This is a genomic window from Myxococcus llanfairpwllgwyngyllgogerychwyrndrobwllllantysiliogogogochensis (genome assembly GCF_006636215.1).
Taxonomy (GTDB): domain Bacteria; phylum Myxococcota; class Myxococcia; order Myxococcales; family Myxococcaceae; genus Myxococcus; species Myxococcus llanfairpwllgwyngyllgogerychwyrndrobwllllantysiliogogogochensis.
The window spans coordinates 1-14,308 of the sequence record NZ_VIFM01000276.1 but is presented as its reverse complement, the minus strand read 5'-3'; the positions used below and the strand labels follow the sequence as shown (position 1 = coordinate 14,308).

At 69.4% G+C, this 14,308-nt stretch carries 14 protein-coding genes; 13 read left to right on the top strand and 1 reads right to left on the bottom strand.

Annotation, left to right across the window (positions count from 1 at the left end; translation table 11 throughout):
* Nucleotides 1-106: 106 nt before the first annotated feature.
* Both FJV41_RS40960 and FJV41_RS40955 read left to right on the top strand, forming a co-directional pair.
* Entirely contained in the window at nucleotides 107-646 is a 540-nt protein-coding gene (locus FJV41_RS40960; RefSeq protein ID WP_141648065.1) for a hypothetical protein, read from the top strand.
* 81 nt (nucleotides 647-727) lie between these two features.
* Nucleotides 728-1,279: an FxsA family protein gene (locus FJV41_RS40955; protein WP_141648064.1), complete on the top strand. Its 552-nt coding sequence runs from the start codon at nucleotides 728-730 to the stop codon at nucleotides 1,277-1,279.
* Between the two features lie 18 nt (nucleotides 1,280-1,297).
* Here the strand turns inward: FJV41_RS40955 and FJV41_RS40950 are convergent, their stop codons facing one another.
* Nucleotides 1,298-2,401, bottom strand: a complete 1,104-nt coding sequence (locus FJV41_RS40950; protein ID WP_438616778.1) for an acyltransferase family protein — start codon at nucleotides 2,399-2,401, stop codon at nucleotides 1,298-1,300.
* Between the two features lie 119 nt (nucleotides 2,402-2,520).
* On the opposite strand from FJV41_RS40950, the gene FJV41_RS40945 reads away from it, so the two are divergent.
* The 11 genes from FJV41_RS40945 to FJV41_RS40895 all read left to right on the top strand — a co-directional run.
* A complete protein-coding gene (locus tag FJV41_RS40945; protein ID WP_141648062.1) occupies nucleotides 2,521-3,393 on the top strand; it encodes a YfiM family protein in 873 nt (290 codons plus the stop codon).
* Nucleotides 3,394-3,577: 184 nt separating this feature from the next.
* A complete protein-coding gene (locus tag FJV41_RS40940; protein ID WP_141648061.1) occupies nucleotides 3,578-4,690 on the top strand; it encodes a cytochrome-c peroxidase in 1,113 nt (370 codons plus the stop codon).
* A gap of 41 nt (nucleotides 4,691-4,731) precedes the next feature.
* A complete protein-coding gene (locus tag FJV41_RS40935) occupies nucleotides 4,732-5,130 on the top strand; it encodes a hypothetical protein (RefSeq protein WP_141648060.1) in 399 nt (132 codons plus the stop codon).
* Between the two features lie 457 nt (nucleotides 5,131-5,587).
* Nucleotides 5,588-6,430 (top strand): c-type cytochrome, encoded by an 843-nt coding sequence (locus FJV41_RS40930; protein ID WP_141648059.1) that lies wholly within the window; start codon nucleotides 5,588-5,590, stop codon nucleotides 6,428-6,430.
* Nucleotides 6,427-7,059 (top strand): respiratory nitrate reductase subunit gamma, encoded by a 633-nt coding sequence (locus FJV41_RS40925; RefSeq protein ID WP_141648058.1) that lies wholly within the window; start codon nucleotides 6,427-6,429, stop codon nucleotides 7,057-7,059. The genes FJV41_RS40930 and FJV41_RS40925 overlap by 4 nt, the downstream gene beginning before the upstream one ends.
* Nucleotides 7,056-7,679, top strand: a complete 624-nt coding sequence (locus tag FJV41_RS40920; protein ID WP_141648057.1) for a cytochrome c3 family protein — start codon at nucleotides 7,056-7,058, stop codon at nucleotides 7,677-7,679. The genes FJV41_RS40925 and FJV41_RS40920 overlap by 4 nt, the downstream gene beginning before the upstream one ends.
* A 12-nt stretch (nucleotides 7,680-7,691) precedes the next feature.
* Nucleotides 7,692-10,673 (top strand): TAT-variant-translocated molybdopterin oxidoreductase, encoded by a 2,982-nt coding sequence (locus tag FJV41_RS40915; RefSeq protein ID WP_141648056.1) that lies wholly within the window; start codon nucleotides 7,692-7,694, stop codon nucleotides 10,671-10,673.
* Complete coding sequence (gene nrfD, locus FJV41_RS40910) at nucleotides 10,670-12,145, top strand: NrfD/PsrC family molybdoenzyme membrane anchor subunit (protein ID WP_141648055.1); 1,476 nt, start codon at nucleotides 10,670-10,672, stop codon at nucleotides 12,143-12,145. The genes FJV41_RS40915 and nrfD overlap by 4 nt, the downstream gene beginning before the upstream one ends.
* Nucleotides 12,142-12,663, top strand: a complete 522-nt coding sequence (locus FJV41_RS40905) for a DUF3341 domain-containing protein (RefSeq protein WP_141648054.1) — start codon at nucleotides 12,142-12,144, stop codon at nucleotides 12,661-12,663. The genes nrfD and FJV41_RS40905 overlap by 4 nt, the downstream gene beginning before the upstream one ends.
* Nucleotides 12,660-13,229 carry a c-type cytochrome gene (locus FJV41_RS40900; RefSeq protein WP_141648053.1) on the top strand — a complete coding sequence of 190 codons (570 nt, stop codon included), beginning with the start codon at nucleotides 12,660-12,662 and terminating at the stop codon, nucleotides 13,227-13,229. Before FJV41_RS40905 ends, FJV41_RS40900 begins: the two co-directional genes overlap by 4 nt.
* The coding region (locus tag FJV41_RS40895) for a hypothetical protein (protein WP_141648052.1) at nucleotides 13,226-14,308 on the top strand (1,083 nt) is incomplete at its 3' end. The genes FJV41_RS40900 and FJV41_RS40895, both read left to right, overlap by 4 nt.

Here is a 14,308-nt window from a genome sequence, read left to right as displayed (position 1 = left end):
GGCCCGAACCGTGAGGCGGGGAGGAGGGCCTGCCACCGCGATGGGGGCCAGAAGGGGGCTTGGATGAGGTGGGCATGGCGATTCGCGGCGTATACTCGCAACCCGCGTGAGATACGAGTTGCTCCTACAGACGATGACGCCGGGCATGCCCTACGAGGCGGCGCGGGTGGATGGCCTCCTCTCGCAGAAGCGGGTGACCGTCCGTCCGGACGGCAACCGCCTCTGGCATTTCCAGCACGGCGACGTGGAGGTGGGAGTGCTGCGCGAAGGGGGCCGGGTGGTGGCCACCGAGCTGCGAATCCCCCTCGCCGAGCGCTCGGACCTGGTGCGCGAGGTGGTGGCCGAGGCCGCCCAACTGGCCTCCAAGGCTGGCGCCCGGCTCGTGGACCCCCAATTGGGCCGCTCCCTGGTGGCTTCCGACGAGGGCGTGGTCGCGGACCAGTACATGCGCACGGTGCGCTACGCGGGCGGCGCCTCCGGGATGTCGTCCGAGACGATGGGCGCCTCTTCCTCGTACACGCCGCTGACGACGGAAGGGCCCAGGGGCTTCCAGCCGGGCGCGAAGTTCTTCCTCATCGCCATTGGCGCCTTCTTCTTCCTGTACCTGCTCGTGGACTCGATGCTGTCGGGTCTCGGCGGGCGTTAGGTCCTCCGGGCGGGCATGAAGGCGCCTGCTTGCCCGCAGGGTTGTCCGGCACGAGGGAGCGCTCGGCGTTAGGTTGTGGGCGTGTTCAAGTACTTCCTGCTCGCGCTCATCGTTCCCTTCGTGGAGCTGTACCTCCTGGTCGTCATTGGCCGTGAGGTGGGATTCCTGCCGACGCTCGGCGTGGTGCTGCTGACGGGTGTGGTGGGCTCGTGGCTCGCCCGTCGCGAGGGCGGCAGGGTGATGCGCCGCTGGCGAGACGCCCTGGCCCGGGGGCAGGTCCCCGAGGAGGGGTTGTTCAGCGGCGCGCTGGTCATGCTCGGCGGCGTGCTGCTGGTGATTCCCGGTGTCCTCACCGACGTGGTGGGCCTGTCGCTGCTCTTGCCGCCCGTGCGGAGGTTCGTGACGGCGCGCCTTCGCCGTGCCGTGGAGCGACGCATGCGCGACGGCTCGCTGCGCGTCACCACCCTCGGAGGCGTGGGCTTTCCGGGGCCATTCTCGGGCGAGCCTTCCCCCCGCGCTCCGTTCCCCGAGTCGTGGACGGACGACGCGGCGAGCCCGTCCGCGCGAATGCGCTCCGGGGCTTCGCGGTCCGAGGTCGACGCGGAGTTCACCGAGGACGAGCCGCGACACTGAGCCGCGCGGCTCGGGGCCTCAGCCTCGCGGACTCATCCGGGCGCTGCTGAGATTGGCCTTCAGCGTGGTGGAGCCCGAGCGCCAGGGGCGGGCCTGGTCCGTCAGCCAGCGGCCGAGCCGGGCCACACCCGCGCAGACCAGCAGCAGGCCGAGTCCCACGCCCAACGCGGCGGGAATCCCCAGCGTGGGGCCCACGCGGCTGGCGAGTCCCGCGATGTCCGCCCAGCCGTACACCACCGGCAGGTGCAGGACATAGAGCCACAGTGACAGCCTGCCCAGGGGCGCCAGCAGCCCGCTGAGTCGAACGGGGGCCAGGTTCACCACCCCCAGCACCATGAGCCCCTGGCCCACGCGGTAGGCCACCATCCACGCGCTCGCGGGGCCCCAGTCGGCCACCGTGAGCTGGGTGAGTCCGAGCACCCCCGCGCCCAACGCCAGCAGCGCCAGGCCCTGGGGCCAGCCCGGCTTCAACAGATGAAGCGCATAGGCTGCGAAGGCCCCCGCGAAGAAGAAGCCCGCCCAGGGGAAGAAGGGGAAGCGGCTGCCCTCGCCACTGCCCAGGAACTGTTGGACCGGCGCGGGCAGCCCCACGCCCAGCCGCCACATCGTCGCGCTCGCCAGCGGGACGGCCACGGCCAGGGTGAACAGGACGAGCGGACGGCCTCCTCGCGCGGGCACGAGCGCGAGGAGCACGGAGCCCACGAGCAGCGCGAAGCCGATGCACTGGAGCGCATCGAAGGCGAAGACGCGCGACAGCATCGCGTCCGACCAGCCCATGTCATGCACCGCCGGCCAGCCGGGCCAGTGCAGGACGTAGCCGAGGAACAACAGCAACAGCGACCGACGGACGCGACGACCGAGCGAGTCGCGCGCGGCATTGGGCTTGGTTCCCAGTGCCGCGACCACGGCCCATCCACTCACGAGGAGGAAGAGGGGCGCGGTGATTCCGCGAAAGCTCCAGTAGTGCTGCACCCAGGGATTCAGGCGAGCTTCGGGCGAGAGCAGCGCGTCCAGCGTATGTCCCAGCACCATGGCGAGGACCGCTAGCCCGCGCGCCCCGTCGAGCCCGGGGTGCCGGTTCGATTGCTGCTGGAAGGTGAACGAGGGGCCGAGTCGTTTCACGCGACCCGGAGCATAGGACGACCCAAGGGCCGCGTCTCGAAAAGGCACGGCTTGACGCAGTCTCTGCCACCCTCCGGGCGAGCCACCTGGACGGTCCGTGGGGTGCTACATGCCTGGGCATGCGGACCCTTTCCAAGCGCCTGGTTGCCCCGCTGCTGCTGTTGTCCACCACGACTCCCGCGCGGGCCGCGTCAGGAGATGACTGGCTGGGCTCCGACAAGCCGAAGCACTTCGCGGCGTGCTTCGTCCTGGCGGGTGTGGGTTATGGCGCGGGCGCGCTTCTCTTCGAGCCGCCCGAGGCGCGCTTGTGGACGGGCGCCGGGCTCGCGCTCGGGGTCGGCGTGGGCAAGGAACTGTACGACCTGGGGCGTGGGACGCGCTTCTCGCTCAAGGACCTGGCGTGGGACGCGGCGGGGACGGCGACGGGTCTGGGCGTGGCGTGGCTGGTTGACCGGTTCGTCTTCGGTCCACCGTCGGGTGTGGACGCGGCGGCGACGCTACGACGGGATGTTCCGCTCGTCGTGCTCGTCCCCGGAGGACGTGGCGTCGGCCCGGGTCGACAGGAGGTCTTCGTCGGGACGCGCGCGCGCTTCGATGAGTCGCAGCAGCTTCTCGCGCTCCATGAGCGGCTCCACCGTCATCAAGGCACTGCCTTGTCGCGCGCCTCCTCCGGTGACGAGCACGGTGACCTGTCCTCGGGGGCACTGCCGCAAGCAGCCGGTGGGCATGACCCGGACGGAGTCGGAGAGCCCTCGCTCGCTCAGCGAGCGCTGGAGCCAGCGCGGCAGCTCGATGCCACCCGACCTGGCGCCGCCGCGCATCAGGCACTTGCGACAGACGAGCACCTCGATGTCCTCGGGCGTCTCGTCCGTCTCCCCAGCGCGTTCATCCCGCATCCATCCTCCTCGTCGTCTTCGGAGCCGGGCACTTCCGCCGCGCGTCATGGCGCGGATGCGCCGCTGCGGAATGACCTGGTCCAGAGGAGGAGGTAGCCGCGCCTCCGCGGCCGCGCAGCCCGGACCCGCATGTCCGTGGAGCGAGGCGGCGAGGGGGCGACCGCTGACGGCGGGGCTGATGGACGCTGAAAGAGGGCGTGGGGTGCGTCATCAAGACGCGGGCGCCACGCGGGAGGTGGACTGGTAGCGTGCCGCCCTGTCCACGCCCCTGGAGTGCCTCATGTCGCGCAATCGGTTCCTGACGCTGCTCACGTTGACCTCGCTCGGCGCGGGTGGGCTGACGGCGTGCGAGCGGAAGCAGGAGGTCGCAGCGCCCGTGCCGGTGGTGGCGCAGGCCGCTCCGAAGCCGAAGGGCCCCAAGCCGATGACGCCCGAGCAGCTCGCGCACTTCTTCCGCCCGCTTCCTCCGGCGAAGGATGCGAAGCCCGCGCCCAAGGACACCGAGGCGCAGGTGATGCTGGGCCGCATGCTCTTCTTCGAGCCGCGCCTGTCGAAGAACCACGACGTCTCCTGCAACACGTGCCACGGCCTGGACACCTACGGCGTGGACAACAAGGCGCTGTCGGACGGGCACAAAGGGCAGAAGGGCACGCGCAACTCGCCCACCGTCTACAACGCGGCGGGACACATCGCGCAGTTCTGGGATGGGCGGGCGGACACGCTGGAGGCGCAGGCGTCCGGCCCCATCCTGAACCCGGTGGAGATGGCCATGCCGGACGAGCGGCGCGTGGTGGCCACGCTGTCGTCCATTCCCGAGTACGTCACGCGCTTCCGCGACGCGTTTCCCGGGGAGAAGCGGCCGGTGTCACTGACGAACGCCGCGCGCGCCATCGCCGCCTTCGAGCGGGGGCTCACCACGACCTCGCGCTTCGACCGCTTCCTCGCGGGCGAACATGCCGCGCTCACCGAGCCGGAGCTGCGCGGCCTCCAGCTCTTTGTCGTCACGGGCTGCACCACGTGCCACAACGGCCCGGCGGTGGGGGGCCTGTCGTTCCAGAAGCTGGGGCTGCTGGAGGACTACCCGGGCCTGACGGACGCGGGCCGGTTCGACGCGACCAAGAACGAGGATGACCGGGGCAAGTTCCGGGTGCCCACGCTGCGTGACGTCGAGCGGACGGGACCGTACCTGCATGACGGCAGCGTGAAGGACCTGCCGACGATGGTGCGACTGATGGCGAAGCACCAGCTGGCGCGGACGCTGACGGACGGGGAGGTGGAGGACCTGGTGGCCTTCCTCACGAGCCTCACGGGGGCGCTGCCGCCCCGAGAGCGCATCGCCGCGCCGCCGCTTCCCCTCAGCACGAAGAAGACGCCCGAGGCAGATCCGTCTTGAAACGTGCTTCCCACCCCGTGCGTTGCTAAACCGCGAGCCCCATGGACCGAATGTTCTTCTACGCCCACTCAGGGCTTCGCTATCTGGTGCTGCTCGCGGGCGTGCTGGCCATCGCCTACTTCGCCTTCGGGTTCGCCACGAAGCGTCCGTTCGACAAGGGCGGACGCATCCTCGGCGCTTCCTTCGCGGGGCTGCTGCACCTCCAGGTGTTGCTCGGCATCCTCGTGCTGGTGACGCGCTTCTATTACCCGGCGCTCATTGGCCACATCGTGATGATGGTGCTGGCCGCCGTCGTCGCGCAGGTGCTCCTCTCGGTCAACCGCCGCCGTCCGCAGCCCGGCTATGCGCTGCCGCTGGTGGGCGTGGGGCTCGCCTTCGTGTTCATCATCGGTGGCATCATGGCCATCGGCCGCGGCGTGTTCACCACCACCGCGATGTGAGCCCGTGCCGCGCGGGTGGAGCAACTCGCTCCCCGCGCGGCTCTTTGTTGCTCGATTCCGCTGGAGGGCGTGCACCGCTCCCAGCCGTGAGCAGGGCTGCTCGTCGGCCCTCCCTGCACGGAGGTGCGAGCGAGCCCTGCCGACCTCTCGTGGCGCGGACGAGGCCTCGATTGGGATGCGCGCACCCTGTCGAGGTGGGAGCTGCTCGTTGCCGGGGCATGCGCACCGGCCCGGTAGGTCGCCGCCTTGGAGGCGTGGCTCGGAGCCCGAGTCCGTTCGTGCCCTGGCAAACGGTGCGTCCGCTCGCGTCACGTGGCGCAAATGCTGCGCTCCCTTCTCACGATTTCCGGTGCTCCGTGCGGCCCTGAGCCGATGAGCCCCCTGGCCTCCTGGTTGCACTGATGCCGCGTGTGCCGAGCAATGGGCTCGGCTTCCCCGTGAGGAGGGGCACGCAGCAATGCGGACACGTGTGCTGGGAGGATGGCCGCGTCAGGAGCGAACGCTCGTCCCCATCATTCCGCTCCTGGCCATGCTGGCCGCGCCGTCCGCGCTGGCGCAGGCCTCGGGACAGGGCGCGCAGCTCTTCACCCAGCGGTGCGCGACCTGCCACTCGGTGGGCGAGGGCGACCGGATTGGTCCGGACCTGCATGGGGTGCTGGAGCGTCGCGACGAAGCCTGGCTCACCCGTTTCATCAAAAGCCCGGGCGCGCTCATCGACGCGGGAGACCCCGTCGCGGGCGAGCTGCTCGCGAAGTTCAACGGCGTGCGCATGCCGGACCAGTCGTTGTCCGACGCGGAGCGTGCCAGCCTCTTCGCCTTCTTCCGCGAGTGCACACAGAAGGGGAAGGGCGGCTGCAAGCCCTCACCCGCGGAGAAGATGGGCACGGATGCCACGCCCGAGGAAATCGCGCGGGGCCGTCGTCTCTTCGACGGCACCGAGCCACTGACTCACGGAGGCGCCGCCTGCATCGGCTGCCATGACGTGCGTGGCCTGGGCATCGCGGGTGGCGGCACGCTGGGCCCCAACCTCACCTTCGCCTTCGCGCGCATGGGCGAGAAGGGAATGCGGCCCGCGCTCGCGAAGCTGGAGGGGCCGATGATGGGCGCGCTCTACGCGAAGGCGCCGCTCGTCGAGGAGGAGCAATACGCCCTCAAGGCCTACCTCGCGGACGCCTCTCGTGATGGCAGCCGTCCGCGCGCGGACCGCGACTTCTTCTACCTGGGCGTCGTCGGGCTGGTCGCGGCGCTGGGCTTCATCGGGGTGGTCTTCACCACGCCGTCCGAGCGAGGTCACTCGTGAGCGACTCCCTCCTCTTCTCCTTCGTTCCATACGCGGCGGCGGGCATCGCGCTCGCGGGCATCATCCGCAAGCTGACGCTGCGCGAGACGCCCGCGCCGGTCTCTCCCTGGACTCCCGCCGGTCGCGCCGTGCTCGCGGGCGCCGCCATCGTCGCGTTCAACCACCTGCTGGGCCTCGCCGCGCCTCGCGCGATGCAGGCCTTCAACGCCTCGCCATCGCGGCTGTTCGCGCTGGAGTCGGTGAGCCTCATCGGCGCGCTGCTGCTGGGCTGGGGCTTGTTCTCCCTGACGCTGCGCCGGGCACGCGAGGGACAGTCGGGCGCGGCGGTCGCCCTGGGGCTGGTGTTCGCCCAGGTGCTCACGGGCGTGTACGTGGCGGTGTCGCTGCGCTGGGGCTCCGCCTGGTACGTCCACGTGGTGGTGCCGTACCTTCGCTCGGTGCTGGCCTTCCAGCCAGACTCGACGCTGATTCGCGCCGCGCCGCTCGTCTTCCAGGTCCACCTGCTCACGGGTTTTGGCCTGTTGGCGCTGGCGCCCTTCTTCCGGATGAGTCGGGTGACGGCACCGGCGCGCGCTCCCGAGCCAGTCGAGCCTGGGCTGCTCGCCACGCCTCGCGAGGAGACGCCATGAGCCGCGGCTCCTTCCGTGCCCTGGGCTCCGCCGGTGCGCTCGCGGCGTTGAGCCTTGGGGGATGCAGTGGCCCGGTGAACAACCAGCAGGGCCACATGCCCGCGCAGCCGGTGGCCTTCTCCCATGCCGTCCACGCGGGCCAGTACGAGCTGGACTGTCAGTACTGTCACGTGGGCGCGGAGCGCAGTCGTCACGCGGGAGTGCCTTCCGCCAGCGTGTGCATGAATTGCCACGCGCAGGTGAAGAAGGACTCGCCGGAGATCCAGAAGGTGGCGGCGGCGGTGGCGGCGAATGCTCCCATCGAGTGGGTGCGGGTCCACCGCCTGCCGGACCACGCCTTCTTCAACCATGCGAGCCACGTCACCGCGGGGCTGAAGTGCCAGACGTGCCACGGCCAGGTCCAGGAGATGGTGCGCGTGGAGCAGGTGGAGCCCATGACCATGGGCTGGTGCCTGGACTGTCACCGCAAGACGTCGACGGAGTCGCTGACCGCGCCAACGCCGTCCGCACCGCGCGCGGGTGAGCTGCTGGCCCTGTCTTCCGGCACGCCTCTTCCCGAGCCGTCCAAATCCCCCCGCATCCTCCGGCCGCCCTCGGATTGCTCGGGCTGCCACCGCTGAGGACCTCTCGCCATGTCCGACACCCTTCCCAAGTACTGGCAGAGCCTGGCCGAACAGGCCACCGACGCCGCGTGGCTCGAGCAGAAGCGCGACGAGTTCCCCGAGGAACTCCCGGTGGGCGTCGCGGCCACGCCACCGGACGCGAGCAGCCGCCGCGACTTCTTCAAGATGATGGGCCTGAGCGCCGCCGCGGCCATGGTGGCCTGTCAGCGCGCGCCGGTGCAGAAGCTCATCCCCTACGTGTCCCGGCCGGACGAAGTCATGCCGGGCACGGCGCTCTGGTATGCGTCCACCTGCGAGGGCTGCTCCGCGCGCTGCGGTCTGCTGCTGAAGACGCGCGACGGTCGTCCCATCAAGGTGGAGGGCAATGACGAGCACCCCGTGTCGCGCGGAGGTGTGTGCGCGGTGGGGCAGGCGTCCGTGCTCTCGCTCTATGACGCGAGCCGCGCGCGGTTTCCTTCGCGCGCCTGCAATCGCGTGTCGTGGAAGGACCTCGATACGGAGGTGAAGACCGGGCTGCGCAAGGCGGCCGAGGAGGGCAAGTCCATCCGGCTGGTGCTGCCGTGGGTGATGGGGCCCACCGCCGAGGCGGGAGTGAAGCACTTCCTGGCCGCGCACCCGCTGGCACGCACGGTGCGGTACGAGCCGCTGGGTGAGCTGGCCGCGATAGGTGATGCCTGGCGCCTCACGCACGGCGCGCGCGTGGTGCCCGACTATCGCTTCGACCGGGCACGGGTCATCGCCAGCTTCGGCGCCGACTTCCTGGGCACGTGGGTGTCGCCGGTGGCCTTCACGCGCCAGTACACCGAGGCGCGCGACGCGGCCGGGCGAAGGTCGATGGCGCGGCACTACCAGATTGAGCCGGTGATGACGCTCACCGGAGCCGCCGCCGACCGTCGTTTCGTGGTGGCACCCTCCGAGGTGACGCTCGTCCTGGGCGATGTGGTGCGCCGGCTCGCGGTGAAGGCGGGGCGTTCCGTCCCGGGTTTGAAGGAACTGCCGGCCTCGCGACTGGAGGAGGCCGCGCTGGACGAGCTTGTCGCCGCCCTGTGGTCGCACCGCACGGAGTCGCTGGTGGTGTGCGGCGGTGACGAGGTGGCGGCGCAGGTGCTGGCGGCGACGGCGAACGTGTTGCTCGGCAATGAAGGCACCACGGTGTTGCCGACGGAGGGTGTGGCGCTGGACGAGCAGGCCCTGTCCTACGGTGAGCTGTTGACCGAGCTGGGCGCGGGGAGCGTGGGCGCGGTGCTCTTCCTCGGCGTCAATCCCGCGCATGCGGACCCACGAGGCGACGCCTTGGGCGCGCTGTTGAAGAGCGTGCCGCTCACCGTGGCGCTCAATGACCGGCTGGATGAGACGGCGCTCCTGACGAAGCTGCATGCCCCGGCCTCCACGCCGCTGGAGTCGTGGGGTGACGCGGAGCCTCGTCGAGGTGTGCTCTCCCTGCGCCAGCCCGCGGTGGCACCGCTGCATGACACCCGGGACGCCGTGGAGTCGCTGTTGAAGTGGGCGGACGCCCCCGTGTCCCATCATGACTTCCTGCGGGCTCGTTGGGAGGTGGAGGTCTTCCCGCACGCCACGCAGGCGGGGCCGTCCTTCGGTGCCTTCTGGGACGACGCGGTCCGCCGAGGTGTCGTGACCCTTCCCCTGGCACCGATGGTGCCGCTGTCCTTCCGCGAGGACGCGCTACCGAAGGTTTTGGGCTCGGTGGCCCGTCCGTCCGTGGAATGGGAGCTGGTGCTGTTCCCCTCGGTGGCGCTGCGCGACGGAGCGCTCGCGAACAACGCCTGGCTCCACGAGGTTCCGGACCCCATCACCAAGGCGACCTGGGGCAACCCCGCGCTCATCGCGCCCTCACGGGCGAAGGAGCTGGGCCTGCGCGACGGCGACGTGGTGCAGGTGCGCGTGGGCGGCGAGTCGCTGTCCCTGCCCGTGCTGGTGCAAGCGGGGACGCACCCGTCCGCGCTCGGCATCGCGGTGGGCTACGGCCGGACGCGAGCGGGGCGCATCGGCGACGGCGTGGGCACGAATGTCTTCCCGCTGGCGGCGGTGGTGGACGGGCGCGTGCGGCGCTCGGTGCCGGGGGCGACGGTGGTGGGGACGGGGGAGCGGCAGAAGCTGGCGCTCACGCAGACCCACTCGAGCCTGGAGGGACGGCCGCACGTGCGCGAGGCGGAGCTGGCCGCGTTCCTGGCGAATCCGCGCGCGGGCAACGAGGAGCACGGCGGGCATGGTGGCAACGGCGCCCATCCGCTCTCCATCTGGTCCGGCCATGAGTACAAGGGCCACCGGTGGGCGCTGACGGTGGACCTGAGTGCGTGCACGGGCTGCTCGGCGTGCGTGGTGTCGTGCCAGGCGGAGAACAACATCCCCAGCGTGGGCCGCGACGAGGTGCTGCGGCAGCGCGAGATGCACTGGATGCGCATCGACCGGTACTACCAGGGCGACGAGGCGAACCCCCAGGTGGTGCATCAGCCGATGATGTGCCAGCACTGCGAGAACGCGCCGTGCGAGACGGTGTGCCCGGTGCTCGCGACGGTGCACTCCAGCGAGGGGCTCAACCAGCAGGTCTACAACCGCTGCGTGGGCACGCGCTACTGCGCGAACAACTGCCCCACCAAGGTCCGCCGCTTCAACTGGTTCGACTATCCGCACGACGAGCCGCTGGAGCGGATGGTGCTCAACCCGGACGTGGTGGTGCGCAGCCGGGGCGTCATGGAGAAGTGCTCGCTCTGCGTGCAGCGCGTCCAGGAGGGCAAGGCGGAGGCTGTTCGCGAGGGCCGGGCCCTGAAGGACGGCGACATCCAGACGGCCTGTCAGCAGAGCTGCCCCGCGAAGGCCATCCACTTCGGGGACGTGAATGACCCGAACAGCCGAGTAGCGAAGCTGGCGAAGGACGGGCGCGCGTTCCGACTGCTGGAGGAGCTGAACATCGGGCCGTCCATCACCTACCTCACGAAGATCCGGAACACCGGGTCGGGAAGCGGAACATGAGCCAACAGCACCTGTCCCCGCTGCGCGTGCCGCTGGTGACCGAGCCGCGCACCCTGGGCCAGCTCACCGAGGAGATCTGCGCACCCATGGAGCGCGCGCCCACGTGGAAGTGGTGGGCGGCGTTCGCGATAGCGGTGTCCGTGTTGGGCACGGGCGCGGGAATCGTCGCGTACCAGGTGGGCACCGGCATTGGCGTGTGGGGGTTGAACAAGACCATCGGCTGGGCGTTCGACATCACCAACTTCGTGTTCTGGGTGGGCATTGGCCACGCGGGCACGCTCATCTCCGCCATCCTCTTCCTCTTCCGGCAGAAATGGCGCACCAGCATCAACCGCGCGGCGGAGGCGATGACGCTGTTCGCCGTCATGTGCGCGGCGCTCTTCCCCGTCATCCACATGGGCCGGCCGTGGCTGGCCTTCTGGGTGCTGCCCTACCCGAATACGCGCGGCAGCCTCTGGGTGAACTTCCGCTCGCCGCTGTTGTGGGACGTGTTCGCCATCTCCACGTACTTCACCGTGTCGGCGGTGTTCTGGTACGTGGGCCTGATTCCGGACCTGGCCACGGTGCGTGACAGGTTGAAGGCGGGCGTGAAGAAGGCCGTCTTCAAGGTGCTGTCGCTGGGGTGGACGGGCTCGCACCGGACGTGGAGCCGCTACGAGACGGTGTACCTGCTGCTCGCGGGGCTGGCGACGCCGCTGGTGCTCAGCGTGCACACCATCGTCTCGATGGACTTCGCCACGTCGGTGATTCCCGGCTGGCACACCACCATCTTCCCGCCGTACTTCGTGGCAGGAGCGGTGTTCAGCGGCTTCGCGATGGTGCTGACGCTGATGATCATCACCCGCGTGGTGCTGGGCTACGAGCACCTGATTACGCTGCGCCACCTGGAGAACATGACGAAGGTCATCATCGTCACCGGTGGCCTCGTCTCGCTGGCGTATGCGACGGAGTTCTTCATCGCCTGGTATTCGGGCAATCCGTACGAGCGCTTCGCGTTCATGAACCGCGCGTTCGGCCCCTACGCGTGGGCGTATTGGATCATGGTGACGTGCAACGTGGTGTCGCCGCACCTGTTCTGGTTCAAGAAGATTCGCACGTCGCCCGCGGCCATCTTCGCGCTGTCGTTGGTCATCAACGTGGGCATGTGGTTCGAGCGGTTCGTCATCATTGTCACCAGCCTGCACCGCGACTTCCTGCCCAGCAGTTGGTCCATGTACACGCCGACGATGGTGGAGGTGGGGACCTTCATCGGGACGTTCGGCCTCTTCTTCACCCTGTTCCTGCTCTTCGTGCGCGTGCTGCCCATCATCTCCATCGGCGAGGTGAAGAGTGTCCTGGGCTTCGCCAGGAGCCCTCACGAGCACGCCGAGGCACCTCCCCTGGCCCCCGCGCGGGATGCGCTGGCGGAGCCCTCGTTACCCCGACTCAACCCGCCGCTGGCCATCGCCACCCGGAAGGACGTCCCCGTATGAGTACCCCGGTCCTCATCGGCTATTTCGAGCATGAGGCGCAGGTCCTGGATGCCACCCGCGCGGTGCGCGAGGCGGGCCATGATTTGCGCGACGTGTACACGCCCTACGCGGTGCACGGCCTGGATGATGCGATGGGGCTCAAGCCTAGTCGGCTCACCTGGGTGTGCTTTGGCGCGGGGCTTCTGGGCTGCACGCTGGCCCTGTCACTTCAGATCTACACCAGCGTGGTGAGCTGGCCGCTCAACGTGGGAGGCAAGCCGTTCAACTCGTTCCCGGCCTTTATCCCCGTGACGTTCGAGCTGACGGTGTTGTTCGCCGCGCTGAGCACGGTGGCGGCGTTCCTGGTGAGGGCCCGGCTGTTTCCGGGGAACAAGCGCCAGACATTGCCCAGGGTGACGGATGACCGGTTCGCCATTGTCATCGCGCCGCGCCAGTCCCCGGAGTCGCTGGAGGCGGCCGAGGACCTGCTGCGCCGGCATGGCGCGGTGGCCACGGACTTGAGGGAGGTGGCGCCGTGAGGAAGACCTGGGTGGGACTGGCGGCGCTGGGGCTGGCCGTCGGTGGCTGTGAGCAGGACGAGACACGGCCGAACTTCGAGTACGCGCCGGACATGGTGGCCTCGGTGCCATACGACAGCTTCGCGCCCAACCCGAACACGGGGGACGGCAAGACGCTGCTGACTCCGGCGAAGGGCACCGTGCCGCGAGGCCACCTCCCGTTGCACCTGCTCGCCGGACCTGACGCGGCCGAGCGGGCCGGGAGCGAGCTGCGCAATCCGTATCCTTCGTCGCCCGAGGTGGTGGCGCGAGGCCAGACGGCATTCCTGCGCTACTGCTCGCCGTGCCACGGGGCCGGAGGGTTGGGGGATGGCCCGGTGACGGCGCGCTTCTCGATGCCGCCCTCGTTGCTGGCGGAGCACGCGGTGGGACTTCCCGATGGACGCATCTTCCACATCATCACCCATGGGCAGGGATTGATGCCGGCCCACGGCTCGCAGGTGGCGCCGGAGGACCGGTGGAAGCTGGTCCACTACCTCCGCACGCTCCAGAACCCCGCGCGCACGGCGCGCAAGGAGACGCCATGAGCGCCCCTATCGATGCAGTCGCTACCGAGTCGCGGGGTGGCTTCGCGGTCTCGCCCGTCTTCCACCGCGCGGCGCAGGTGGCGGCGGGGGCGGGGTTGGGAGCGCTCGTGCTGGGGCTGGTGCAGGCTCCGGAGCGCGCGCTGTCGAGTCTTCTCACCAGCGGCTTCTACTTCCTGTGCCTGGGGTTGGGCGGCGCGGTGTTCCTCGCGCTGATGTACGTGGCGAACGCGGGGTGGTTCACCGTCTTCAAGCGCATTCCCGAGGCGTTCGCTTCCTACGTGCCCTGGGGCGCGGTGACGATGCTGGCGCTGCTGCCGTTCGTCACGAAGCTGTATCCGTGGGCGAAGCCAGGAGTGATGGAGACGGACCACCTGCTGCATGAGAAGGCGGCCTTCCTCAACGTTCCCTTCTTCGCGATTCGGATGGGGGTGATGTTGGCGGTGTGGGTGGGCTTCACGTGGATGTTGCGGCGCAACTCGCTGCGACAGGATGTGGAGCATGGCGAGCCGTTGACCCGGAAGAACGTGACGGTGTCGGCGGTGTTCCTGGTGCTGTTCTCGCTGACTTTCTGTCTGGCGGCGTTCGACTGGTTGATGAGCCTGGAGCCGCACTGGTTCAGCACCATCTACGCGCTCTACAACGTGGCGGGGCTCTTGAGCTCCAGCGTGTGTGCAATCACCGTGGTGGCGGTGCTGCTGCACCGGGCGGGGGCGCTACCTCGGCTCAACTCCAGTCATCTGCATGACCTGGGCAAGCTGATGTTCGGCTTCGCCACGCTGTGGGCGTACCTGTGGTTCTCGCAGTTCATGCTCATCTGGTACGCGAACATTCCGGAGGAGACGGTCTACTTCATCGCGCGGATGCACGGCGGTTGGGAGGTGCCGTTCTATGTGAATGTGGTGCTGAACTGGGCGCTGCCGTTCGTGTTGTTGTTGCCGCGTCCCGCGAAGATGAACCCGAGCCACCTGCTGCGCGTGGCGGGAGTGCTGCTGGTGGGGCGCTGGTTGGATTTGCAGTTGATGGTGGCGCCCGCGCACCAGCCGGAGGGGCTGACGGTGGGGGTGTATGAGCTGTCTCTT